Origin of the sequence: Kordia algicida OT-1 (assembly GCF_000154725.1) — a bacterium.
Classification (GTDB): domain Bacteria; phylum Bacteroidota; class Bacteroidia; order Flavobacteriales; family Flavobacteriaceae; genus Kordia; species Kordia algicida.
Map to the genome: position 1 here is coordinate 2,267,918 of NZ_DS544873.1, position 24,350 is coordinate 2,292,267.

Here is a 24,350-nt window from a genome sequence, read left to right on the forward strand (position 1 = left end):
ATGTATCAAATTGTACGGTGTTCCCGTAGTACTAAAAGTGGTTTTAATTGTAATTTAATCAATTATAAATCAAAACTTTTAACCATGAAAAAAAAGAATCTTAGAAATCTTAAATTAGTTAAAGAGAATATTTCAAAACTTGAAGTCAAAGAAATCGATAAAGTCAAAGGTGGTTCGGGCGGACCATATACAGGTTGTAATACTTGGTTTGATTGCTGGCTGCACTAAATAATTATAAGCGACTGTCTGAAAAATTGAATTTTGTCAAACTGAACTCTTGTACTAAACTTGAGTCAGTACGATTCGGTTTTGAATCATGTCCAGAATGACACTTTCTGTTATTTTTCAGACAGCCTCTTTTTTTTTAAAAATGATAGCACAAGGTTTTCCTATAATTTCTTCAAAATGGATAAATCGTAGTATGCTACATTTTCAAACCTTTACCAACATACCAACGACCTTCACATTAAGTAAAGTCGAAATAAAGAGCGTTTCACTAAACTGCTACATCATGCTCGCGCAACGCATCATTTAGTGATGTCTTTTTATTGGTACTTTCCTTACGTTTTCCAATAATTAATGCACACGGTACTTGATAATCGCCCGCTGGGAATTTTTTCGTATAACTTCCAGGAATTACTACCGATCTCGCCGGAACACGACCTTTCATTTCCACAGGTTCATCACCTGTAACATCAATAATTTTTGTAGAAGCTGTCAACACAACATTTGCACCTAAAACGGCTTCCGTTTCTACATGAACACCTTCTACCACAATACATCTCGATCCGATAAACGCATTATCCTCGATAATCACAGGCGCTGCTTGCAACGGTTCTAAAACGCCACCAATTCCAACACCGCCAGACAAGTGCACATTTTTACCAATTTGCGCACAACTTCCTACTGTTGCCCACGTGTCTACCATTGTTCCTTCGTCCACATATGCGCCAATATTTACGTAACTTGGCATCATAATCACACCTTTAGAAACATATGCGCCGTGACGTGCAATTGCATGTGGAACTACGCGAATTCCTTTTGCTGCATAACCACGTTTCAATGGAATTTTATCGTGAAATTCAAAAATTCCAGCTTCTAAGGTTTCCATTTTCTGAATTGGGAAGTACAATACAACCGCTTTTTTTACCCATTCGTTCACTTGCCAACCATTTGCAGTTGGTTCGGCAACGCGCAATTCGCCTACGTCTAATAAGTCAATTACTTTGCGAATTACCGCTTGTGTATCTTCGTTCTTTAATAATTCTCGGTTGTCCCAAGCATTTTCAATGGCTTCTTTTAATGCGATCATGTTTGTATAAATTTTGTAGCTTTTCGTATCTGTTTTTGGGTGCGTTGTCAGGCTATCCACTATATCTTTTTGGTACATTTCGACTCCGCTCAATGTACCAAAAAGGATGCCGTTGCTATCCTGCGCACAATTCAAAGCACAAAGATAAAATCTTATTACGGATTATAGTATTAAAATTTACATATCTAACAGATTCTATGATTTTACAACAAAATGTAAGTTTTTAAGAAACGTTTTGCATTTCTCCAATACGTTTCAACATCATTTTTTTAGGAATAAAAGGAAGCAATGCCATCATTATTTTTTGACTAAATGTCAATCCAGAAATCACGTCCAAATCTCCAGCAATCATAGCTTTGTAACCATCTTCAGCAACTTTTCTAGGACTTGCAGTACTTTCAAATAGTTCAGTCTTGTCCATTCCTGAAGTTTTTCCGAAGTCCGTTTCTGTAGCGCCAGGCATTAATGCTGTTACAGTGATATTGGTATCGCGTACTTCTTCCGCCACAGCGTTACTAAAAGAAGTTACATACGCTTTTGTGGCATAATATACCGCTTGATACGGACCTGCCATCAAACTTGCTGTAGAAGATACATTCAGAATTTTTCCTTGATTGCGTGCTACAAAATCTTGCAGAAAGTAGTGTGTCATTGCAGTTAATGCAGAGATATTCAATTGAATCATTGCCAAATCTTTTTGAAGATCGCGTTTGTCAAAACGACCAATTCCTCCAAATCCTGCATTATTTATCAAATAATCAATTTCAATACTTGCAGCTTTTAGTTGTTCGTAAATTTCTTTCGCCGCATTAGCATCAGTTAAGTCTTTCGTAATAACTATAACCTGAATATTATGTTTAGATTCTAATTCGTTTTTCAGTTCTTGCAATTTGTCTTCGCTTCTTGCAACAATGATTAAATCGCCACCTTTTTCTGCATGAATTTTTGCAAATTCTTTTCCAATTCCGCTACTTGCTCCTGTAATCAATGCTGTTTTCTTCATTTTTCAATTTTTATGTTCTTTCAAAATTAGTCAAACAGCATGAAGTTAGTTATCTCTTTTGATTTAATTCTTGATTGAAATGGTTTGAGAACATCAATAAGTGAACTTTTTACAATGATTTCAAGTTTTTAGGATATTTTCTACCATTTAAAAATTTACCAATAAATGTATTTCGAACAAAAAAATGATAGCTTGTAAAACAAACAATTGCTGTTGCTATTGTCACAATTAAAAACTTTAAAATTCCGTTAATAGGAACTTTTTGTAATAAAATTGGGAATAATGCTGTTAATGGTAAATGAATTAAATATACCCAATAGGAAGCATCTGAAATGTAGCGCATTCTTGTGGAATGATGACTTCCATAACGAATAAAAAGTCCTGTAATTCCGAAGATAAAGAGCCAAACAATACTCGAACTAAAAGCAATGAGCAGTGGAGAATTAGTGTTCGACTTCAAGCCAAGATCTGCATATTGAATGAGAATTCCTTGAATCACTACTAGCAAAATTGCTAAAATGACACACAACCAATCGTATTTTTTAAGTGTTTCTAGCTGCTGTTTGGAAGTATATAAAAGCCATCCGATGAGATAAAAAGAAGTATAATATACAAAGGTATTGGTGTCTGGAATGAGCGATGTTGACGAAGCAACCATTGGTGTTTTTAACACTGTCAAAATAAAAAATGTAATTCCTGAAAAGAAAAGAATGCGAAGTACTGGTTTATGAAAAATATAGTTTCCATTTTTTTTGATTCTTTGTGTCAGTTTTGGTGTTTTCTTCAATAAAAAAGCAAGCAATACAGTAAATGTTGTCGCAAAAAATAGATAATATAAAAACCATAAATGCGACGTGCTTTTTGGAATGTAAACCGAGAATTCGGAGAATAGAGCCAAAGCATTTGTCAAAGCATTTTCTTGTCCGCCAAAGGTTTCACTAGCATATCCAAAAGAAAATTGCATTATAGGAGTAAGGATGAGTAAAAATACGATGAACGGAATTACAATTCGCACAGTTCTGTTTTTAATCATTTGCCATGGTTTTCTTTCGTAGAACAATAATGCACCAAAAAAACCAGCAATTAGGAAAAATATCGGCATGCGAAACGAGTGAATCATCAAGACCAAAAAATCGGTTGTAATATTGGTTGCTTCTGTATCTTTTATATTCCAAACATTTCCATGAACCGTCACATTATAGGTTAAAGCTGAATGTAACACCAAACCGAGCATCATCATGATAGCGCGTAAAGAATCTAGGGAATGTATACGTTGTGTTTTTTGCAAAACTAAAACTCAAATTTAAAAGTACCAATTTCTTATTTTTTATTTGAAAAGTATAGTGTTTGACTAAAATTAATTTGTTGAGAATCTAAAAAGTCTAATTGTAGAAGAAATTCAATAATCTAACATTCCTATCATTACCATAATAATTCTGCCAATTTTTATATACATTGAAATATAAACCTTATTTTTGCCAAAAATTTATATGGCGCGTATTCTAGCGATTGATTATGGAAAGAAACGAACGGGAATTGCCGTTACCGACGAGATGCAATTAATTGCTTCTGGTTTAACGACCGTTCGAACGCATGATTTAATCAAGTTTTTAAAAGAATATGTAGCTAAAGAGAATGTTGAGTTGTTCTTGATAGGCGAACCCAAACAAATGAACAACGAAGCTTCTGAAAGTGAAGCGTTGATTAAGGAGTTTATTCGCTTATTAACCAAAGCGCTTCCAGCAATTCCTATAAAACGTGTTGACGAGCGTTTTACTTCAAAAATGGCGTTTCAAACCATGATTGATAGTGGATTGAAGAAGAAACAACGTCAAAATAAAAGTTTAATAGATGAAATAAGTGCAACCATTATTTTGCAATCTTATCTATACAAATAATACGAATATGATATTACCAATTGTCGCTTTTGGCGATCCAGTTTTACGAAAAGTAGCAAAAGATATTACTCCAGATTATCCAAATTTGGACACCTTGCTTGAAAATATGTTTGAAACCATGTACAATGCATATGGTGTAGGTTTGGCAGCTCCGCAAGTAGGTTTGCCAATTCGTTTGTTTATGATTGATGCAACTGGATTTGCAGAAGATGAAGAACTTGATGAAGAACAGCGCAAACAGCTTGAAGGCATGAAAAAAGTGTTTATCAATGCAAAAATTATAGAGCGCAATGGCGAACCTTGGGTTTTTAATGAAGGCTGTTTGAGTATTCCTGACATTCGTGAAGATGTGTTTCGTCCAGAAAGTATCAAGATTGAATATATGGATGAAAATTTTGAAAAGCATGTAGAAGAATATGATGGTTTGGCGGCACGTGTCATTCAGCACGAATACGATCATATTGAAGGAATTTTGTTTACCGATAAACTATCTGCACTAAAAAGACGTTTATTAAAAGGAAGGTTGACAAATATTTCGCGCGGACGTATCAAAGTTGATTACAAAATGCGTTTTCCAGACGCGAAAAAGATGCGTTAATTCTGTTCAATTAATCAATCGCCTTTTACGCTATAACGAAGGAATTTGATTGATTATTAATGCATTATAAGATCTCCCTTTTCAGGGAGATTAGTTCGACTAGCTATTTTGACTGTGCTTTTTGGCTTGTCAAAACATCGCCTCACTAAAAATTACGTTAAAAAACATGGTGGAATAATGACAATCTGTATATTTGCCATCTTTAAGTTAGAAAAAATATAGTATGAGTTTAGAAAAAATATTAGCTATTTCTGGGAAACCAGGACTTTATGAATTGAAAACACAAACACGTAATGGGTTTGTGGCAGAATCATTATCTGACGGAAAAAAAATCTCAGTGAGTTTACGTCATAATGTAAGTTTACTGTCTGAAATTGCAATTTACACATATTCAGAAGAAATTCCGCTAGCGGAAGTTTTAGAAAAAGTAAAGGAGAAAGAAAACGGAGCGGCGACTTCTGTGAATCATAAAGAATCAAAAGCTGTATTAACAGATTACTTCTCGGAAGTTTTGCCAGATTACGATCAGGATAGAGTGTATCCAAGTGATATTAAAAAGGTAATTCAGTGGTATAATTTATTACATTCTAAAGGAATGACCGATTTTACCGCAGAGGCTTCATCAGAAGAAGAATAGTACATGTGTACAAAGTTTAGTCATAAAAAAATCCAGCAATTTGCTGGATTTTTTTGTTTCGTATGATGTCATGTAACGAATTACTTTTTAATAACTGAATTCGCTGCGGCATTAATGGCATCAACATATTTCTTGTCTGCACCAACTTCCGACATTCCCATAAACATCGTACAAGTATCTGCGTCGCGTTTTAAGCAATATACCGTACTATTAATAGTAGTTCCTTGTGCTTTGCTAACTCCGGTCATAAAAATGACTTTAACGCCATTCATCATTTTTTCTCCTTTGTCTTTTACTTCAAACTCAGCAGGTAAATTACTTTCTAGTTTTGCTTTTGCATTTTCATACGTTTCAGGAACAATCATTGCCATGATTACAGCTTTTGGACTTTCCGATACATACGTATTTGGCGTTACTTGCATAAAAAGGTCTGTATCAACGGTCATATCTACTTTTATAGACATCAGCTCCATAGCTCTTTTTTGTTTCTCTGCTTCAGTCTCCTGAGAAACAGTTTCTTGTGCTTGCACATTAAATGCAGCTACAAAAAGCATACACAGTGCGATCAATGTTTTTTTCATTATTATTTTAGTTTAAGAGTTCAAAAATACGGAATAGTTTTTTAGCAAAATTGCAAATCCGTAATTTATATGTAATTGTGTAGTCATAAAGTGTGCCACATTTCGACTCTGCTCAATGTGAATACTTCGACAGGTGTTATCTTGAACGTTAGTCGAAAGGCTCAGTATGAATATTTTTATTAGATTAGTTTATGAGAAGATCTAAAATTTTATTTCAGGAAATTATTTTCTTTTAATTTTTCTTGAGGAATTGAATTGATTATTGATAAGTTTTTTGGACGAATTACTTTATCGCACAAATAAAAATCGGTTTTACTGATGTTGCCAACTGCAGAGAAATCGCATGAATCAAAATATGTATTTAAATAAAAACATTTTAAAAAATCAGAATTTGAAAAATTACATTTTTGAAAATTTGTGTATGATAAATTAGAATTCATGAACTCACAACTCGTTAAGTTTGTATCGTATATTTCAGCATGTGAAAAATCCACACGTTGCAATTCTGAGTTATAAAGAATGGATTTATTAATAAACGCTCTATGAAAAGAAGCTCCTTGTAAAGCACAATGCGAAAAGTTGGTGTGTAATAAGCTAACCTCAGAAAAATTAACTCCATTCAAATTAGAATGACTTAAATTTTGATAAGATAAATTATAGTATAAATGTCGTTTTGATAATGACCATTTTAATAATTGTACGAAAGTTTCTTTATACTGTGGAGAAATATAGTTTTTATCAATATCTAAATGTGAAAAAATCGTCCAAAAACCGTAAAAAGTATTGATGCTACTTTCAATATTATTTTTAGACTTTTGATTTGTATCATAAAAATGAACATTCAAAAAGGAATTAAAATATAATGATAATCGATTTTTTAAATCGATTTTCAATTGTAAGTCATCTTCATTTTGAATAAGTTCTATTAGGTATTCTGTTATTTCCTTTGAGATGATTTTAGGACTTAGAATTTCACTAATGTACGCTAAAGCATCTTGCCAAGTATCTATAAAATATTCACCATTTGCGCGTTTGTCTATTAGTTCTAAAAAGCCGTACCATATTTTTTCTGCAACAAGATATTCTTGGAGTGATTTATGTAAAAATTCAATGGCATAGTTACTCGAATCTTCTTCAAATGTATCGGTTTTCTTTCTTTTTACTTCTTGAAAATAAAAGGAAATCATAATACTTTTAAGTGAATCTTTTAAATTGTCTTTTTCAAGTTTGTTTAAAAAACTCTGTGTTGATGGTAATTCTTCTAAGTCCTTTTTACGAATGTATTCATAATCTCCTTGAAAAATAGATAAGGCAATATCTCTGATATATCTTCGTAAACTTATTTTAGTAAGACCTCTTAAATTTTCGATTTGCCCTTTTTTCTCCCATTTTCGTAGAATTAGAGAATCAAAAAGTTTGTTGTAAATGTCAGTCCTATTAGAAAGTGCGTCATAATCAATTTTTACTTTAGAAATTAAATGCAGTAAAATTGGTTGGCGAATCAATTCAGAAACATGAGGAATATTACGATTGATATAATCTAGTTGATTCAAGTCTAAATTAGATTCAGGATGAAAAATTCGATAGTTATCTACCCATTCTTGTTGACGTTCATTATCAAATTCATCAAGTGATAAAATAATGAATTCATTTTTTTTAAGACGTTCTAAATTTACATAGCCATAGCGTGAAGTTACAATGAATTTTGTATCAGGTAATAATGTTGAAATATTTCCAAGTTCTCTACAAAACTCATCAATATCATTACTATTCAAACCTTCCTTCATGTATAATTCATCTAAACCATCTAAAATGACCAAGTTTTTATCTTTACGATTAAACTCTATCTCATGAATATCTTTTATGAAAGAGCTAATTATCTTTATTGGATTATTAATAAGCTCCTTAGTCTCAGAAATATTTCTAAGTTTAATAAAGTAATACTTGGTACTATTTTCTTTTTTACTCTCAATTAAATCATACAAGGTATAATAACATAAAGACGTTTTTCCTTGTCCTGGGTATCCTAAAATCATTAAACAGTTGACATTGGGATTTTCCAATGATTGTTTATCTTTAATTGTATTTTTTGTAAAATCATATATAATATCGTGTATACTTTTATATGATTCTAAAGTCCAAAATACTTCCTCTTTATGGTATAAATATTTTTGTGTTTCTTTTGTAAAGCATTCTTTAAATATTGAAGCACTTGGTTCAACATATAAGTTTGCTAATGTCATACCTTTTTCATCTCCGAGAATGATTGAAATATAATAATTTGTCAAATAAAGAATATAGAGTTCATGAAGTTCTCTTTCTTCTGTATAATCTATGAAAGGACTATTGATGAATATAGACTCTATTTGGCTGTAATAACTTTGTCTAGATATCCACTCTTGAATCATAGATAACATGAATATTCGCTCAAAATTTGAAGTTATATTTTTTATCTGATTATTTGTGATTTTTGAGGCAATTAGCCATTCTTTAAACAGTAAAATAAAGTTCTTTAAAGTTTTACTGTCACTCGGATTTCGAAAAAAATTAGTATCAATTTCTATTTCTAAATTTTCAAACTTTCCTTCAAATTTTTCTATTAAATTTTGCTTTTCAATATGATTAACTTCAGGAAATAATTCTCGGTTATTAGCAATTATGTAACAATAGGTTTTTATTAATGAATTGAAAATAAATACATATGAAATACCTTCTACAAGATTTTTAAACTTTAGATTATTCGGTAAAAGATCTTTTTCAATAGTTTTTACTTCACTTGAATCATTATTCAGAAACTCATCAAGATTTTTGAAAAAAGACACTTCAATCTTTAGTTTCTTCTTATAATAATTGATAGTTTTTTTTTGTAGAATAGTTCCAGACATATATAAGTGCGAATTTCATCTAAAATAACTAAAATAAAAATCGTACACAATCTGACATGTCTAAAAAACTACACTTCGACTCCGCTCAGTGTGAAATAATTTAGTACTTCGATAAGCTCTGTATGGAAAAGTCTAAAAACTAAGAGATTCCCGACTACGCGGGAACGAGTCTAACAATCTAAAAGTCTACGATGGTAATTAATCTGTCCCACATGATAACTTAAATGCCAAAAAAGATGTAGAAGCATAAATTCGTTGGTCAAGACTTCACCATTTTTTTCAATGGGATAATTTTCTCGTAATTTTTCTTCAGGAAAGTTCTCTAAAGCTGCAATGACGACTTGTTTTACAATTGCAATATCCGTGAGTAAAGTCGCTTTTGGAATATTTTTCGAACTGAATTCCAAATCACGCTGCCGTACATAATTGGTGTTTCCTAAATGCTTTCCAATGAAATGATTCAGATTTCCAATGAGATGTAAACACAAGTTTCCGCCAGAATTTGAAATCGTTTCCGTAACTTTCCAAAGTGAAGTTTCCTCTTTGTATTGTTCAATTTCGGAAGCCAATCGGTCAATTTCTCTTGAATATAATTTTATAATAGAAGTTTTCATAAAGTGCTATTTTGATGATTTAAAAGTACAAAGATTGTTTTGAAAATACCTAGTTTTGCCATTCTTATACACACCAACTTATGAATTCTAGAAAAGCACAATTGGAAGCCTTTGATCGTTTGTTAACTATTATGGACGAACTGCGTGAGCAATGTCCGTGGGACAAAAAACAAACCTTGCAAACCTTACGTCATTTAACGATTGAAGAAACCTATGAATTGGGTGACGCCATTCTAGAAAATGATTTGAATGAAGTCAAAAAAGAATTGGGCGATTTGCTCCTGCATATTGTATTTTACGCCAAAATTGGTAGTGAAACGAACGATTTTGATATTGCCGATGTTGCCAATGGAATTTGTGAGAAACTCATCAGTCGTCATCCGCATATTTACAGCGATGTTGAAGTGCATGATGAAGAAGATGTGAAACGCAATTGGGAAAATTTAAAACTAAAAGAAGGAAAAAAATCAGTATTAGAAGGCGTTCCAAAAAGTTTACCTGCGCTGGTAAAAGCGAATCGGATTCAAGATAAAGTGGCAGGTGTTGGTTTCGATTGGGAACAACCCGAGCAAGTTTGGGAAAAGTTAGAGGAAGAACTAGGCGAATTTCAAGAAGAAGTTGCCAAAGGCGATCAGCTAGCAATGGAATCTGAATTTGGTGATGTATTATTTTCAATGATTAATTATGCACGTTTCCTCAAAATTGATCCTGAAAATGCGTTGGAGCGCACGAATAAAAAATTCATCAAACGTTTTCAATATTTAGAACAAAAAGCCGCAGGACTCAACAAACAACTTGCCGATATGACACTTGCTGAAATGGACGTTTTTTGGGAAGAAGCTAAGAAACTTTAAATGTAAAATGTAAAAGTCTTTCAGAACGTCATTACGAAGATTTTAGACTAAGTAATCTGCTTCTTTTTTTTATGTTGGATGTTGGATCTTAAATGTTGAGCTTACTTCACATAGTATTTTGTTTTTTAAAGTACCAATCGTCATATCGAGTGAATTTCTGTTAAGAAACTTGTATCGAGATATGCTTTGAAATGCTAAGTGTAAAACACTAAATTTTAAATGTAAAAGTAGTTTTGAAACGTCATTACGAGGAGTTTCGACGAAGTAATCTGTATCTTTTTTTTATGTTAGATGTTGAATTTTAAATGTTGAATTGGCTTCACATAACAGCAAGAAACAAAAAAAGTCATCTAGTTTCCTAAATGACTTTTGTATATCTAATGTTAGTCGAGAAATATCTCAATACTAAAATCTAAAATCTAAAATCTCGATACTAATTAAAGCGCTCGCAACTGATCCAACTTAGCTTTCCAAGTATCTAACGCTCTTTTATGTTTCTCAATATCTTGATGTACTTTTTTCAACATCGGACTGTTAGAAGACGAGTTGGAAAAGAATTGTAAATTATTCTCCAATTGACGAATTTCAGCCGTAATATCATCAATTTTTCTACGAATAAAAATTCGTTCTGAATTAATTTTGCGTTCGTCTAAATTCTCTAAACGATTGCTATATTTAATCAACTCAGATTCCTGTTTGTCAATATTCAATTTCTTGAACAATCCGTCAATCACTTTGTTGAATTTGTTGTCTATATTTTTCTTATTGTAAGGAACACGACCAATCGATTTCCAATCGGCAATTTTTTTCTTAATCGTTTCGATGTCTTGTTTTGTGTCGCCAGACAATTCAAATGCTTCCATTTCAGACAAAAACGCTTCTTTCTTTTCTAAAGCAGCATTTTCTTCAGCGCTTGCGGCATTTTTCTGTGCATGCAAACGATCAAAATAGTGATTACACGCGTTCTTAAACTGTTTCCAAACCTTATCAGAAATTTTCTTTGGCACATGTCCAATCTTCTTCCAATCGGCTTGTACTTTCTTCATTTTTGGTGTCGTTTCTGCCCAATCGTCACTATCTTTTAAAGATTCTGCCAATTCAATCAAGGCTAATTTCTTAGCTAGATTTTCTTGCTGTTCTTTCTTTAACGATTTATAAAACGCATTTTTATTTGCGTTAAATTCACGAACCGATTGTTTGAATTTTGCCCACGTTTCTTCATTTACTTTTAGTGGAACTTTTCCAGCATTAAAGAACGCTTCACGTAACTTTTCAATTTCCTTGATTTTATTTTGCCACTGATTATGCACTTTATAATTTCCAGCAGAAATCTCTTGAATTTTAGCGATAATTTCTTCTTTTACTACTAAATTCTGCTCGTAAATCTTGTCAATATTTTTAAAATATTCCTGACGTCTATCATGAATAACTTTCGTTGCTGTACTGAATTTGTTCCAAACTTCTTCACGCAATTCTTTGGCAACAGGACCAATATCTTCCTTCCAAAGTCTGTGTAAGTTTTGCAATTCGCGGAAAGCGTGAATGATATTTTCTTCCTTAGCTAATTCTTCAGCACGCGCAACAATCTTTAATTTTTCTTCATAATTACGCTTAAAATCTAAATCACGAAGATCTCTATTTAAGTGTAAAAAGTCGTAAAAACGTTCCACATGATGATGATACGTTCGCCAAACATTATTGTACTGTGTTTTTGGAATTGAACCTGCATTACGCCATTGTTCTTGTATTTGCTTGAAGTGTTTGTACGTATTATTAATGTTTTCTTCAACATTTAATAATCCTTTGAGTTCTTCAATTAAAGCCAGACGTTTTTCAAGATTTGCGTGTAGGTCTTTTTCTAAATTTTTATAATATTCATTTCGCTTGCTACGATATTCGTTGTAAGCAACATTGAATCTTCCTTTGATTGGTAATGAAAAATGGAAGTCAATGATGTTTCCGCCTTCGGCTAAAAATTCTTCTTTGCGTTGCTCTAAAACTTCATTAAACTTCTGATTGAACTCAGATTTAATTCCGTCAACATGTTCTTTTATCGCTTGAACTTTTTCATTTTTCACAAGCTTTTCTAGCTCATCAACCAACGCTTCTTTTGTCATGGAATGATAATCTAGCACAGGAATTTCATGACGCTCATTGGCACTTTCATCTTCTGCATCTTCCGCAACATTTTCATGCACTTCATTAACAGCTTCTTGATGTTCTTCTAATGTTTGCTCAGCATCTTCAACGTCCGTTTCTGTTACTGCTGCTGAAGTTTCCGCAACAGTTTCTTCAACTGTTTCCGTTTCTTCAGTAACAGCTTCTGTTTCGGTAGTTTCAACATCGCTTTCAGCTTCAGCTGTTACGTCATTTTCAACTTCAGATTGCGTTTCTTCCGTTTCATTAGCAGTACTAGACTGTTCTTCTAAATTTCCTTCTGCGTCTTGCAGGTTATCATCTTTTTCTTCTAACATCATTAAAAATGTTTGGGTTCTTCTTCAAGCTTTAAAGTCCGAATATACTAACAAGAAACAAAACGACAAAGTTTTACAGATGAGAAACTGCTATAATTGCAGTAAAATTTGTGTTTTTTATTACGAATTCCATATTTTCCAAGCCTTTTCTGCTTGAAATTCTAACATTTTGTAACCATTTGCAATTTCAGCTCCTTGCAAGCGACCGAGTTTTAAAAAGGTAGTTTCTGACGGATTGTAGATTAAATCAAAAAGTAAAAAATCTTTAGAAACATATTTGTATGGAATGTCTGGACAATCTTCAATTTTAGGAAAAGTTCCCAATGGAGTGCAGTTGACAATTATTGGGTGCGATTTCATGATTTTTTCACTTAAATCTCGATAGGAAATCGATTGATCGTTTTTTGGCTTCCGCGAAACGTACTTGTAGTCAATATTTAATTCTTCAAAAACAAAAGCAATTGCCTTTGAAGCGCCACCAGTCCCAAGAATTAATGCTTTTTTATGATGCTTTTTTAAGTATGGTTTGATGGATTTTTTGAATCCGTAACAATCTGTGTTGTATCCTTTAAGCGTGCCATCTTCTTGAATTTTTATGGTGTTTACAGCACCAATTTTTTTTGCTTTTTTGTGTAATTTATCTAAGTGCGGAATCACTGCTTCTTTGTACGGAATAGTGACATTCATTCCTTTGATATTTGGGTTTTTAGCAATGATTTTCGGGAAATCTTCAATGGTTGGAATATCAAAATTTGTATAAAAATGATCGTTCAATTTCAACGACTTAAATTTGTCGGAGAAATAACCACGGGAAAACGAATACGCTATGTGTTTTCCGAGCAGCCCAAATAATGATTTATACTTTTTTAGTTCGTTTTCCATACCAATCTAAGGCTAATACAATTGAAATTCCGATAAGGATATAAAATACAGCAATCCAAGTTTCGCTTGAAGCTACATCAGGAATCATTCGTTCGTAATTTTGAATGATTTGTTTTCCGTTTGAGTCTACTAAATATACGCCAGCTTCATCAACTTTATAAATAGTTTCTTTCCAAGGCCAAACCACGCCCAATGAACCCGAAATAAACCCAATAATTACTGCCGTTGTAATGTGTTTGTAATGTTTTAAAACAAAATTTAAAAGATGTGATAAGGTAACCAACCCTACCGTTGAACCTGCTGTAAAAACACCTAAAATTTTTAAATCGCGTATGCGTTCAGGATTACTTGTGAAACTAAAATCTCCGCTGAGCATGTCTGCAAACGTATCATACAACGCGTTTACTGAATCGACTAACAAAAGGACATAATTTCCGAGAAGTATCAAAATGAACGAACCCGAAAGTCCAGGCAACGTCATTCCTGAAACACTAATGATTCCACAAAGAAATACAAACAACAAATGATCGTTTTCTTTTGCGGGACTCATAAAACTTATGGCAATTCCAATCGTAGCACCAATCAATAAGCTCAATATTGTAACGCGATTCCAATGTTTAAAATCTTTTGCGATGTAATATATTGATCCGAGAATCATCCCAAAAAAAGCAGCCCAAACATACAATTCGTAATGCTGAATAAAATAATCTAAGATTTTAGAAACACTAAAATAACTGACGAGCATTCCTAAGATAAGTAAGCTTAAAAAGCGTCCGTTAATGTATTCGTAGAAACTTTTAAAACGTCCGTTAAATAATAGTTTGAAAGCTTTTCCATTAATCCGCTGTAGCGAGAAAATAAATTCCTCATAAAAACCCGCGACAAATGCAACAACGCCACCAGAAACTCCAGGAACTTTGTTTGCCGCACCCATTGCCAATCCTTTGATGACAAGTAAGATTTTATCTTTGAGCGTTCGCGTGTTTTCCATGCAGTTTTATGAATTCTATGATGTGTGTTTTTTATTTTTTTTGGAAGCAAATTTTTCCATCATAAAAATAGTCAGAAATCCAACAACCATCAACACAATTGCATAAGTGGTTTGCGCGTCTAAATTGTTGAAAGATTCAAATGTGCTTGGCAAAATACTTTTCCCGTAAACATTTACTTGTTCTCCATGTGAATTAGGACGTGTCCCTATGATTTCTTTCCAAGGCCATATTTTGTTGAGTGAACCTAAAATAAAACCTGTCAGAATGGCTAATGTTAGATTTTTATAATTATTGAATAACCATTTTAAGATTTTTGAAAACGAAAGTAACCCGATAATTGCACCAATTGCAAAAATAGCTATTACTTGAATGTCTCTATTCTTAACAGCTGTTAGTACAGGATCATACGCGCCCAGAAGGAGTAGGATAAATGCTCCTGATATTCCGGGTAAAATCATAGCGCAAATTGCCAGTGCACCAGCAATTAAATAATACCAAGAAGGAATTTCTTCTTCTTTTCCAATAGGTAATGTGGTTATGAAATAGGCAACAATGGCAGCAATAGTAAAACCAAGAATAGCTTTCCAATCCCATTTTTCTATCTGTTTTCCTACAAATAGAATACTTGCAATTACTAATCCGAAGAAAAATGCCCACAACAATACAAATTCGGTTTTTAATAATTCCTTGATAATAGAAGCTAACGAAAGTATGCTGGTTCCTATACCAAGTATAAGCGCCAATAGAAAATTTCCGTTGAGTTGTGTCCACGCCGCTTTGATTCCTTCTTTTTGTAAAGTTTTGAACAGATCGAGATTTACATTATTGATCGACATAATCAATTCTTCATAAATTCCAGAAATAAACGCAATTGTTCCACCAGAAACACCAGGTACAACATCGGCAGCGCCCATAGCAAACCCTTTTAAAGTAATGACTAAATAATCGAATAGATTTCTATTCATGTGCAGCTGAATTATAAGTTTTGTAACATAGAAGCTTTTTTACTTCCAAAAGCTACACGCAAAAGTATGGAATTTTATGTGGACGATTTTTTAAATTCTGAAATAATATTTTTTACAGAAATACGCATCACTACGCCTGGAAACAGTTTTTGAAATAACAAATGCTGTTTAAAGTTGTTTCGTAAGGCATTTTTTAGATGAAATGTTCCTTTACTTTGCTCGCCAAGAATAAAATAAATTCCTGCCAATCGGTATTCGATTTTTGAGTTATCAGGATAAAACTCTAATGCCTGTAATAATACATGCGTGCTGTTATTATATTCACCGAGGAGTTTTAAAATATCTGCCCAAGCAATCCACGTGGAAAGCTCGTAATTTCCGAGTTCTACTGTTTTTTGATAGGCAATATCTGCTTCTTCATACATTTGCAATGCACGATGAATTTCGGCACTTCGCTTCCAATAGGAAACATTTTCTGTATCAATATTGATAGCTTTGTTGATGTAATAAAGTGCTTTTTGATAGTTTTCTTGCTTGATGTAAAAGTCTGTAATTGCTGTCCAACCTTTATCTAATAAAGGATCTTCGTGAACCGTTTTGTAATAAAATTTAACAGCCAAATCTTTTTTACCTAGCTTTTCGTAGCATTTTCCCATGCGCAAATACGCAAAAGAAGTAGGATCGTCTAATTCTAATGTAACTTGATAGTTGTGAATTGCTTCTTCATATTCGCCCAGTTTTTCAAGAACTTTTCCTTTTTCAAGATACGCACCAATAAAACGATCGTCTGCAATAATAGCAAAGTCAAAAGAAGCCAAAGCTTCCGTAAATAATTTTTTGGTGTAATATTGTTTTCCAAGTTGATGCCACGCTACTTCTGAATACGGGTTTTTGTCAATGTAACCATTTAAATAGTTGATGGCGCCATCAATATCTTCCAAAAATTCAAAACAATAGATGATGTTGTATAAAGAAGAATAATCGTCAATATCAGCTTCTATACACTTCATAAAGTGACGTTTTGCTTCTTTAAAGTCGTCAATAAAAAGGTATTCCATTCCAATTAAAGAATTTACATCAGCTTGATCGTTGCTGTATTCGAGTGCCGTTTTGAGCAATTCAATCGCTTTGTAATGTTCATCTCTTTTTGAAAATATATTTGCTTTTTGAATGTATATTTCTGCGTTAGAACTTTCTAAAACATACAAAGCGTCTAAACGTTTTTCAGCTTCATCTAGTTTATTTTCAAACACCATCAGTTCGATTTCTATGAGTTTTAAATTCACAGAACTCGGATGTTGTTCTAAGCCAATTTTGATGGCTTTTTTTGCAAGCGAAACTTTTCCTGCGTCTAAATAATGGTGTACGATATCTTCAAATTCAGCCGAATCAAAAAAGAAAACATTGTTAGTTTTCAACATCGATTCAAACTTCGAAAGTGCAAAATTTTGATCTTCATTAGAGCTAAATAGCATAGGCAATACGTGCTTTTAGATTTCTATAACATTAAATGTAGTTGATGAAAGTGTTGTTTTGTTAGCTTACGGCTAATTGTTTTCAACAAAGTAATCAACAACGAATAATATGTGTCGCTTTGACAACGATTTGATTTTTAGTTGGTTATTTTTAGTAATGGTAGGTTTTGTAGGTATTAATAACGATTGTAAGAAGTATTTAGTCTTTAATATTTCGTAAAACTTTCATAATTATGGAGCAACCTTGCTTAATTTCTTCTTCTGAAATTGTTAAAGGCGGTGTAATTCGAACCGCTTTTGGTTCAAAAAGTAGCCAAAAAAGAATTAATCCTTCTTGCAAACAGCCCAAAATAATTTGATTGGCAATGTCAGCATTTTTTACAATTAGTGAAAGCATTAATCCTTTTCCGCGAATTTCTTCAATGTATTCGTGTTGTAACAATTCTCTAAAAAGTTCTTCTTTATCTAAAGTTTGACACATTAAATCACTATCTAAAATTTCTTTTAATGTCGCCAAACTCGCTGCGGCAATTACGGGATGACCTCCAAATGTTGTAATGTGTCCTAGTTTTGGCTGATCGTGTAAAACATCCATGATTTCCGTCGAAGCTGTAAATGCACCAATGGGCATTCCGCCACCCATTCCTTTTCCCATCACAACAATATCTGGAACAACGTTGTAATTTTGGAAACCAAAAAGTTTTCCTGTGCGACCAAATCCAGGTTGAATTTCATCAAGTATGAGCAATGCGCCAACAGTTTGACAACGAAATTTCACTTTTCTGAGATAGTTTTCATCAGGAACAATAAATCCTGCGCCACCTTGAATGGTTTCTAAAATAACAGCTGCTGTTTTTGTAGTGATTTTTTCTAAATCGGCTTCATTATTAAATCCAATAAAATGAACATCAGGTAGCAATGGACGAAAAGCTTGTTTGCGTTCTTCAAAGCCCATAATGCTCATTGCGCCTTGTGTGTTTCCGTGATACGCGCGCTTAGCTGCAATAATTTCCGAACGTCCTGTGAAACGTTTGGCAAGCTTCATAGCGCCTTCAATCGCTTCCGTTCCTGAATTGGTGAGGTATGTTTTTTTTAACGGATCAGGTAATTGTGAAGCTAATAATTTTGTCAAATCTACTGCCGATTTTTGCACATATTCTCCATATACCATTACGTGTAAATATTTGTCTAATTGCTCTTTGATAGCATTGACAACTCTTGGATGTTTATGACCTAAACTACACGCAGAAACACCAGCCACAAAATCTAAATATGCTTTATTGTTGCTATCGTAAATGTAACTTCCTTCCGCATGCGATATTTCCATGGCAAGCGGATGTGGCGTTGTTTGTGCCTGATATGTAAAAAAATCTTCTTTCATAGCTAAAACCTCCTTCAAAATCTTCGTTGCAAAGATACGAAGTTATCTCGTGGTAATCATTACATTTTATTTTTGGGTTTCTGTATTCTAAGTATAAAGAAAATATCTCCTTGAAAAGTTATTTACAAAACTATTTTTAATCCGTTGTGCATTTTGAATTTAAATGTTTAATGAAACGTCTGTTTCGAGTGATTTTGAGGTACGAAAAAATTGTATTTCGACAACACTCAACAGAACTATCGAGAACATTTTTAGTATGAAAAATTCTATTCTCGATGCAAATTTTATCAAAATGCACAACGGGTTTTTGTAATGTGTATGTATTAGAAAGTGCGTCATGCAAACTCAGTAGAACTACATAAAGGAAATGAGGTATATATGGATTAAGCAACTATTTCGTGTATGAATAGAAGTAGATTTTACCTATACTCTCATATGTTTCTAATTAATCTTTTTATCATTTAACTATTATTTTTAAATGTTTTTAGTCACTGACTTTTAAAAAGTATTTTTTCCGTAACCAAAAGGAAACTCGAACCAATAAAATTAGCGCAGGAACTTCAACTAGCGGACCAATTACTCCTGCAAAAGCCTGTCCTGAATTTAAGCCAAATACCGCAATGGCTACTGCTATTGCTAATTCAAAATTATTGCCTGCTGCTGTAAACGCCACAGAAGCGGTTTTGTCGTACTCAGTCCCTGTTGCTTTGGTAAAGAAAAATCCAATGATAAACATTAATGTAAAATAAATGAGCAAAGGAATTGCTATAATTACAACATCCATAGGAATCTCTACAATTAGTTCGCCTTTTAAAGAAAACATCACAATAATAGTAAATAAGAGTGCAATTAATGTGATCGGCGAAATTGTCGGTATGAACTTCTTTATATACCATTCTTCGCCTTTTATCTTTACTAAAACCAATCTACTTAAAATTCCCATTGCAAATGGAATTCCTAAATAAATAGCAACACTTTCTGCAATTGTTTCAATTGAGATATCAACAATTGCTCCCTCAAACCCAAAATAAGGTGGAAGAACTGTTATAAAAATCCAAGCATAAAAACTATAGGCAAATACTTGAAAAATACTATTCAGTGCAACTAAACCTGCTCCATATTCATTACTTCCTTCTGCCAGATCGTTCCAAACTAAAACCATTGCAATACAACGAGCCAAACCAATTAAAATTAGTCCAACCATATATTCTGGATAATCTTTTAAAAAAATGATTGCTAGTAAAAACATTAAAACAGGACCAATTATCCAATTCAAAATAAGTGAAATAGAAAGTATTTTTGTGTTTTTAAACACTTTTGGTAACAAGGAATAATTAACCTTTGCTAAAGGTGGATACATCATTAAAATTAAACCAATTGCAATAGGAATGTTAGTTGCGCCACTACTAAATGAGTTGATAATATTTGGGAAGGTTGGTATAAAATACCCAAGACCGACACCTAAAGCCATTGCCACAAATATCCAAAGCGTGAGATTTCTGTCAAGAAAACTTAATTTTTTCATAACTATATTCTTATGATTTGATTTGAGAGAAAACATAATACATCTCCGATGCAATTTGCAAACTTCTTTCTTTGTATTTTTCTTCCTGTTGTGGAGTGTTATCAAATGCTTTCGGATCTTCAAAAGTGATTGGAATACGAGTTTCAGCACCAACAATAAAAGGACAACCTCCATCCGCTTGCGAGCAAGTCATAATTGCAGCAAACTGTGATTGGGGATTAAAGTCATCATCATATTTTTTGGAAAACCCGATTATTGCAGGTTCATTTTCAGTATGCTTGATGCTGTAAATTGGATTTTCCCCTTTTGATATCATTTTTATTTTAAAACCTGAATTTTTTAATGTTTCTGCAACCATCGGAAAAAGAGCTGTCGTTTCTGTTCCTCCTGAATAACAAGATACATTTTTGATATTAAAATAATACGCCATTATTTGTGCCCAGACTTGTGAGAGGTGGCTTCTTCGTGAATTATGCGTACAGATAAAATTAATTCGGATAGGTTGTAATTTAGATGTTTTTGACTGGATAAAGTCAACCAAAGGTTTTAAAGTTTCTGCGCGTTTTTCTGTAATTGAAAAAGTACTTACATTTTTGATGGTTTCCGCTATCTTAAAAAACATAGGATTTTCTGTTGCCATTTCTAGATTTGTTATTGTTTTTAATTTTTAAAGTTTCTCTATTTTTTTGGAATCAAACTATTTATTCGTGTAGCTATGTACAACATTTCTCGCGCGATAGTATTAGTATCTGAAAAGAGTAATTCCACTTTCTTATTCAAAGAAGTATCAGAAGATATGCTTTCAAGATATATTTCAACAGCTTGATTTTGATTTAATGATGCTAATGATTTTGTAGATATCATCCATTTACCTGAACCATAATCAACCTCATAAGCTTTAAGTTTCTTTTTACGTTTTTTTTTAATTTTAAAGCCGAATTTTTTCAAATCAGAAAGATTGGATAATAATTTGTTATCAGGAACTACACCAGCAGACTCAATAGTAAATAGATTACTGTGTCCATAGTATATCATGCCTGTTCGTAACCATATCATTGCTTGTTGACTTATTTCTTGGTTTGTTTTATCTACCATAACAATTTTTACATCTGAAGACTTTTTAGTGTTTCTAAATATCAAAAAAGCTATTTGATCTAATTGTTTTAGGCGTTCTGAAGGAATATCTACAAACGTTTTTCCTATTTCAAGTACAGAGTTTCTAATGTCACTTTTCAAAGTTTGAGCTTCTAAAACTTGAAAGAAGCAAAAGAATAAAATGAAAATTGTGATTGTTTTTTTTGTTTTCATGGTTTTTAGTATTTCATATATTAGTTAATCGCAATAAAACAATAAATCATGATAAATTTTTTTAACAGCAGTCCTCTTTAGGAAGTATATCTTGACTTAAAAAATTTTGCATCAATTCTCGCATTTCTTTCCACTTCTCGGTATTGACGCAATAACAAACGCTTGTACCTTCAACTGTTCCTTTAATTAATCCTAAATATTTTAATTCTTTTAAATGTTGTGATATAGTAGGTTGAGCCAAACCAATTTCTTTGACTAAATCTCCACAAAAACACGCATCTATCTTAAAGAGATGTTGAAGTATTGCTACTCTTGCTGGATGACCGAACGCTTTGGCAAAAAGAGCAATTTCGTTTTGTGTATCTGTAAATATTTCTGTCTTAGCTAATCCCATTAATGAAATATTAATTTATTCATTGCAATGATACGATTAATATTTGTAACATTAAATTTTTTATTGAAAAATAGTCCTTTTATTTTTATGTTAGTAAAATAAACATTCTGTTTATAAGACTGATTTTTTCAACTCGTTGACATTAACTAAAATTCTCGAAAAAGATATTCTTCAAGATTTTTCTGCGGAAGCAAATCAATAGCAAACAAAAATACATAAAGCATTTTCAACACACACGAAAGACCTTTTTCAACTAAGTGAACATTTAGAAATCATCACACAAATTCTGGAAGTAGAACAAGAAAAGTTTTCACTTCGCGACACAAAGCTACCAGAAGTTAATGAAGAAATTTTATCAAATTAATCTTTTTGTAACCAAAATATAGATCGTTTACTATCACTTTCCACAAGCAATTTAAAAGAAGTATTTTACAAAAAATCCATACATTGAAAGAATCGTGTACAAAATGTGAAGAATGAATTCATTGTTGTTTTGAAGTAGAAATCGAAGTGCAATTGCAAACACTTGTGAAAGAAATAACACGAATTATAAAATCATTAATTTAAAGAAAATTCATTATTCAAAACTAATTGAATTCCAGTTCTTAACACTAATTAACATTCCAACCTGTTACATTTTCAAAAAAAAGCTACTAATTGCAACGTTGAATGTAAACAGAAAAAAACTATGTTAAGAAAAAATTTAGGAATCATCTTCGCAGCTTTCATCACTTTAGCAAGCTGTGGTTCTGGAAAAATCGGAACAGACACCGACAAAAATATTATTGCTTCTATTGACTTGGTTACGGTGGTTGACGATAAAGTGAAAGTAGAAGTCAATCCTGGTAAATTTCAAACCGAAACCACTACATTCAACATACCAAAAACAGTTCCTGGCACTTATAGTAGCGACGATTACGGTCAGTATGTCGTTGATTTTAAAGCCTTTGATTATAAAGGAAATGAAATTATCACTACACGCGTAAATAAAAATTCGTGGCTCATTGCCAACGCCAAAAAACTCGATAAAGTTTCCTATTGGGTAAATGATACATTTGATTCTGAATATAATAAGAAGTCGCCTGTCTTCTCTCCTGCCGGCACTAACATTTTAAAAGATGAAAATTTTGTACTGAATCTGCATGCATTTGTGGGTTATTTCAGCGGAAGCGAACAATATCCTTATCAAATTAAGGTAAACTATCCAAAAACATTGTTAGGTTCTAGTTCGTTACCAAAAGTAATTTCAGAAAAAGAAAACTTTAACACAGATACGTATGGCGCTTCACGTTATGCGGAAGTGACTGACAATCCGATCATGTATTCAAAACCTGATACTGTCGATTTTAAAGTAAACGATATGAATATTACCCTGAGCGTATATTCGCCAACCAAAGTATATTCTGCCGAAAGCTTAAAAGAAGGTATCGAAACCATGATTACGGCACAAAAAGAGTTTTTAGGTAATGTTGATGCGACAAAGCAATATACAATTCTATTATACTTATCCAATCTTTCTACAACAGACGCTAAAGGTTTTGGAGCTTTAGAACACAATACTTCAACGGTAGTAGTTTTGCCTGAGCAAATGCCAAAAGAAGCAATTCAAAATACATTAAAAGATGTCGTTTCACACGAATTTTTTCACATTGTAACGCCGTTATCGGTACATTCCGAAGAAATTCACTATTTCGATTACAACGACCCAAAAATGTCACAACATTTGTGGATGTATGAAGGTGTAACAGAATATTTTGCAAATTTATTCCAAATCAATCAGGGATTAATTGACGAACAAGCATTTTACCAACGTATCAATGATAAAATAAAAAACTCTCGTGCGTACTATAATGATGAAATTTCATTTACGGAAATGAGCGCGAATATTTTATCGGATCAATACAAAGATGAATATGCAAATGTGTATGAAAAAGGAACATTGATCGCAATGATAATCGATCTTACGCTTCGTGCGGAAAGTAATGGAGAAGCGGGAATTTTAGATTTAATGAAAAAACTATCGGCAACCTACGGAAGCGAAAAACCGTTCAAAGATGATGAATTGTTTGACAAAATCATTGAGTTTACCACACCAGAATTGCGTAGCGTAATTGATACGTATATCGTTGGAAATACGTCAATTCCATATGATGACTTCTTAGCAAAAGTCGGATTAGAATTAGGAAATATTCAAGTTTCGACAAGTTATTTTGTTAACGGACAAATTCCATACATCGGCGTAGATAAAGAAACGAGCGAAGTATTTATCATTCAAGAAGGTATCTTAAATTCGTTTCTTATTGATCTTGGCTTGCAAAATGGAGACATCATACAAGAAGTTAATGGTACAAAATATACGTTTGCTAATGTTTATGATTTAATTGATGCTTCATATACATGGAAAACTGATGACCCAATCACGATGACCATAAAACGCAATGGAGAAATTAAAAAACTTTCTGGAAACATTACAGCTCCAACTGTTTTAGGCGTTGGAATTAAAAAGAAAGACTTGCCAGAAAACAGCAAAGAAGTACAATTGCGAAAAGCGTGGTTGAAAGGCTAGTTTTTT

22 protein-coding genes are annotated in these 24,350 nt (G+C 32.7%); 6 read left to right on the forward strand and 16 right to left on the reverse strand.

The window, feature by feature from the left end:
- Positions 1-84: 84 nt before the first annotated feature.
- The gene (locus KAOT1_RS22875) at positions 85-228 is read left to right on the forward strand and encodes a hypothetical protein (protein ID WP_007094623.1); all 144 of its coding nucleotides are present in this window, start codon (positions 85-87) and stop codon (positions 226-228) included.
- A 268-nt stretch (positions 229-496) separates the two neighbouring features.
- On the opposite strand, the gene KAOT1_RS09740 is transcribed toward KAOT1_RS22875, so the two are convergent.
- From KAOT1_RS09740 to KAOT1_RS09750, 3 genes are all read right to left on the reverse strand, one after another.
- Positions 497-1,312, reverse strand: coding sequence for a 2,3,4,5-tetrahydropyridine-2,6-dicarboxylate N-succinyltransferase (locus KAOT1_RS09740; protein ID WP_040559990.1), 816 nt, complete (start codon positions 1,310-1,312; stop codon positions 497-499).
- Between the two features lie 223 nt (positions 1,313-1,535).
- A complete protein-coding gene (locus tag KAOT1_RS09745; protein WP_007094625.1) occupies positions 1,536-2,315 on the reverse strand; it encodes an SDR family NAD(P)-dependent oxidoreductase in 780 nt (259 codons plus the stop codon).
- Positions 2,316-2,424: 109 nt separating this feature from the next.
- Positions 2,425-3,603, reverse strand: coding sequence for an acyltransferase family protein (locus tag KAOT1_RS09750; RefSeq protein ID WP_202944329.1), 1,179 nt, complete (start codon positions 3,601-3,603; stop codon positions 2,425-2,427).
- 202 nt (positions 3,604-3,805) lie between these two features.
- On the opposite strand from KAOT1_RS09750, the gene ruvX reads away from it, so the two are divergent.
- The 3 genes from ruvX to KAOT1_RS09765 all read left to right on the forward strand — a co-directional run bounded on the left by ruvX (position 3,806) and on the right by KAOT1_RS09765 (position 5,448).
- A complete protein-coding gene (ruvX, locus tag KAOT1_RS09755; RefSeq protein WP_007094627.1) occupies positions 3,806-4,213 on the forward strand; it encodes a Holliday junction resolvase RuvX in 408 nt (135 codons plus the stop codon).
- A gap of 7 nt (positions 4,214-4,220) precedes the next feature.
- Positions 4,221-4,811: a peptide deformylase gene (gene def / locus KAOT1_RS09760; RefSeq protein ID WP_007094628.1), complete on the forward strand. Its 591-nt coding sequence runs from the start codon at positions 4,221-4,223 to the stop codon at positions 4,809-4,811.
- A gap of 223 nt (positions 4,812-5,034) precedes the next feature.
- On the forward strand, positions 5,035-5,448 hold the full coding sequence (locus KAOT1_RS09765) for a DUF5606 family protein (RefSeq protein ID WP_007094629.1): 414 nt from the start codon (positions 5,035-5,037) through the stop codon (positions 5,446-5,448).
- A gap of 80 nt (positions 5,449-5,528) precedes the next feature.
- Here the strand turns inward: KAOT1_RS09765 and KAOT1_RS09770 are convergent, their stop codons facing one another.
- From KAOT1_RS09770 to KAOT1_RS09780, 3 genes are all read right to left on the reverse strand, one after another.
- Positions 5,529-6,029, reverse strand: coding sequence for a hypothetical protein (locus tag KAOT1_RS09770; RefSeq protein ID WP_157560090.1), 501 nt, complete (start codon positions 6,027-6,029; stop codon positions 5,529-5,531).
- A gap of 209 nt (positions 6,030-6,238) precedes the next feature.
- Positions 6,239-8,914 carry a pentapeptide repeat-containing protein gene (locus KAOT1_RS09775; protein WP_007094631.1) on the reverse strand — a complete coding sequence of 892 codons (2,676 nt, stop codon included), beginning with the start codon at positions 8,912-8,914 and terminating at the stop codon, positions 6,239-6,241.
- 170 nt (positions 8,915-9,084) lie between these two features.
- On the reverse strand, positions 9,085-9,528 hold the full coding sequence (locus KAOT1_RS09780) for a DinB family protein (protein ID WP_007094632.1): 444 nt from the start codon (positions 9,526-9,528) through the stop codon (positions 9,085-9,087).
- An 80-nt stretch (positions 9,529-9,608) separates the two neighbouring features.
- Between KAOT1_RS09780 and mazG the strand changes: the two genes are divergently transcribed.
- Positions 9,609-10,382 carry a nucleoside triphosphate pyrophosphohydrolase gene (gene mazG, locus KAOT1_RS09785; protein WP_007094633.1) on the forward strand — a complete coding sequence of 258 codons (774 nt, stop codon included), beginning with the start codon at positions 9,609-9,611 and terminating at the stop codon, positions 10,380-10,382.
- Positions 10,383-10,819: 437 nt separating this feature from the next.
- Here mazG and KAOT1_RS09790 read toward each other — a convergent pair whose 3' ends face one another.
- The 10 genes from KAOT1_RS09790 to KAOT1_RS09835 all read right to left on the reverse strand — a co-directional run bounded on the left by KAOT1_RS09790 (position 10,820) and on the right by KAOT1_RS09835 (position 21,778).
- A complete protein-coding gene (locus KAOT1_RS09790; protein ID WP_007094634.1) occupies positions 10,820-12,856 on the reverse strand; it encodes a DUF349 domain-containing protein in 2,037 nt (678 codons plus the stop codon).
- A 120-nt stretch (positions 12,857-12,976) separates the two neighbouring features.
- The gene (locus KAOT1_RS09795) at positions 12,977-13,738 is read right to left on the reverse strand and encodes a shikimate dehydrogenase family protein (RefSeq protein WP_007094635.1); all 762 of its coding nucleotides are present in this window, start codon (positions 13,736-13,738) and stop codon (positions 12,977-12,979) included.
- Positions 13,713-14,729, reverse strand: a complete 1,017-nt coding sequence (locus tag KAOT1_RS09800; protein ID WP_007094636.1) for a DUF368 domain-containing protein — start codon at positions 14,727-14,729, stop codon at positions 13,713-13,715. Before KAOT1_RS09800 ends, KAOT1_RS09795 begins: the two co-directional genes overlap by 26 nt.
- A gap of 15 nt (positions 14,730-14,744) precedes the next feature.
- Complete coding sequence (locus tag KAOT1_RS09805) at positions 14,745-15,695, reverse strand: DUF368 domain-containing protein (protein WP_007094637.1); 951 nt, start codon at positions 15,693-15,695, stop codon at positions 14,745-14,747.
- 74 nt (positions 15,696-15,769) lie between these two features.
- Complete coding sequence (locus tag KAOT1_RS09810; RefSeq protein WP_007094638.1) at positions 15,770-17,170, reverse strand: tetratricopeptide repeat protein; 1,401 nt, start codon at positions 17,168-17,170, stop codon at positions 15,770-15,772.
- A gap of 199 nt (positions 17,171-17,369) precedes the next feature.
- The gene (locus KAOT1_RS09815) at positions 17,370-18,551 is read right to left on the reverse strand and encodes an aspartate aminotransferase family protein (RefSeq protein ID WP_007094639.1); all 1,182 of its coding nucleotides are present in this window, start codon (positions 18,549-18,551) and stop codon (positions 17,370-17,372) included.
- Between the two features lie 484 nt (positions 18,552-19,035).
- The gene (arsB, locus tag KAOT1_RS09820) at positions 19,036-20,082 is read right to left on the reverse strand and encodes an ACR3 family arsenite efflux transporter (RefSeq protein WP_085956381.1); all 1,047 of its coding nucleotides are present in this window, start codon (positions 20,080-20,082) and stop codon (positions 19,036-19,038) included.
- Between the two features lie 4 nt (positions 20,083-20,086).
- Positions 20,087-20,716, reverse strand: coding sequence for an arsenate-mycothiol transferase ArsC (locus KAOT1_RS09825; RefSeq protein ID WP_007094641.1), 630 nt, complete (start codon positions 20,714-20,716; stop codon positions 20,087-20,089).
- Positions 20,717-20,754: 38 nt separating this feature from the next.
- Positions 20,755-21,384: a hypothetical protein gene (locus KAOT1_RS09830; RefSeq protein WP_007094642.1), complete on the reverse strand. Its 630-nt coding sequence runs from the start codon at positions 21,382-21,384 to the stop codon at positions 20,755-20,757.
- 61 nt (positions 21,385-21,445) lie between these two features.
- Complete coding sequence (locus tag KAOT1_RS09835; protein WP_007094643.1) at positions 21,446-21,778, reverse strand: ArsR/SmtB family transcription factor; 333 nt, start codon at positions 21,776-21,778, stop codon at positions 21,446-21,448.
- A gap of 688 nt (positions 21,779-22,466) precedes the next feature.
- Between KAOT1_RS09835 and KAOT1_RS09840 the strand changes: the two genes are divergently transcribed.
- Positions 22,467-24,344: a M61 family metallopeptidase gene (locus tag KAOT1_RS09840; RefSeq protein WP_007094644.1), complete on the forward strand. Its 1,878-nt coding sequence runs from the start codon at positions 22,467-22,469 to the stop codon at positions 24,342-24,344.
- The last annotated feature ends 6 nt before the right edge of the window (positions 24,345-24,350 follow it).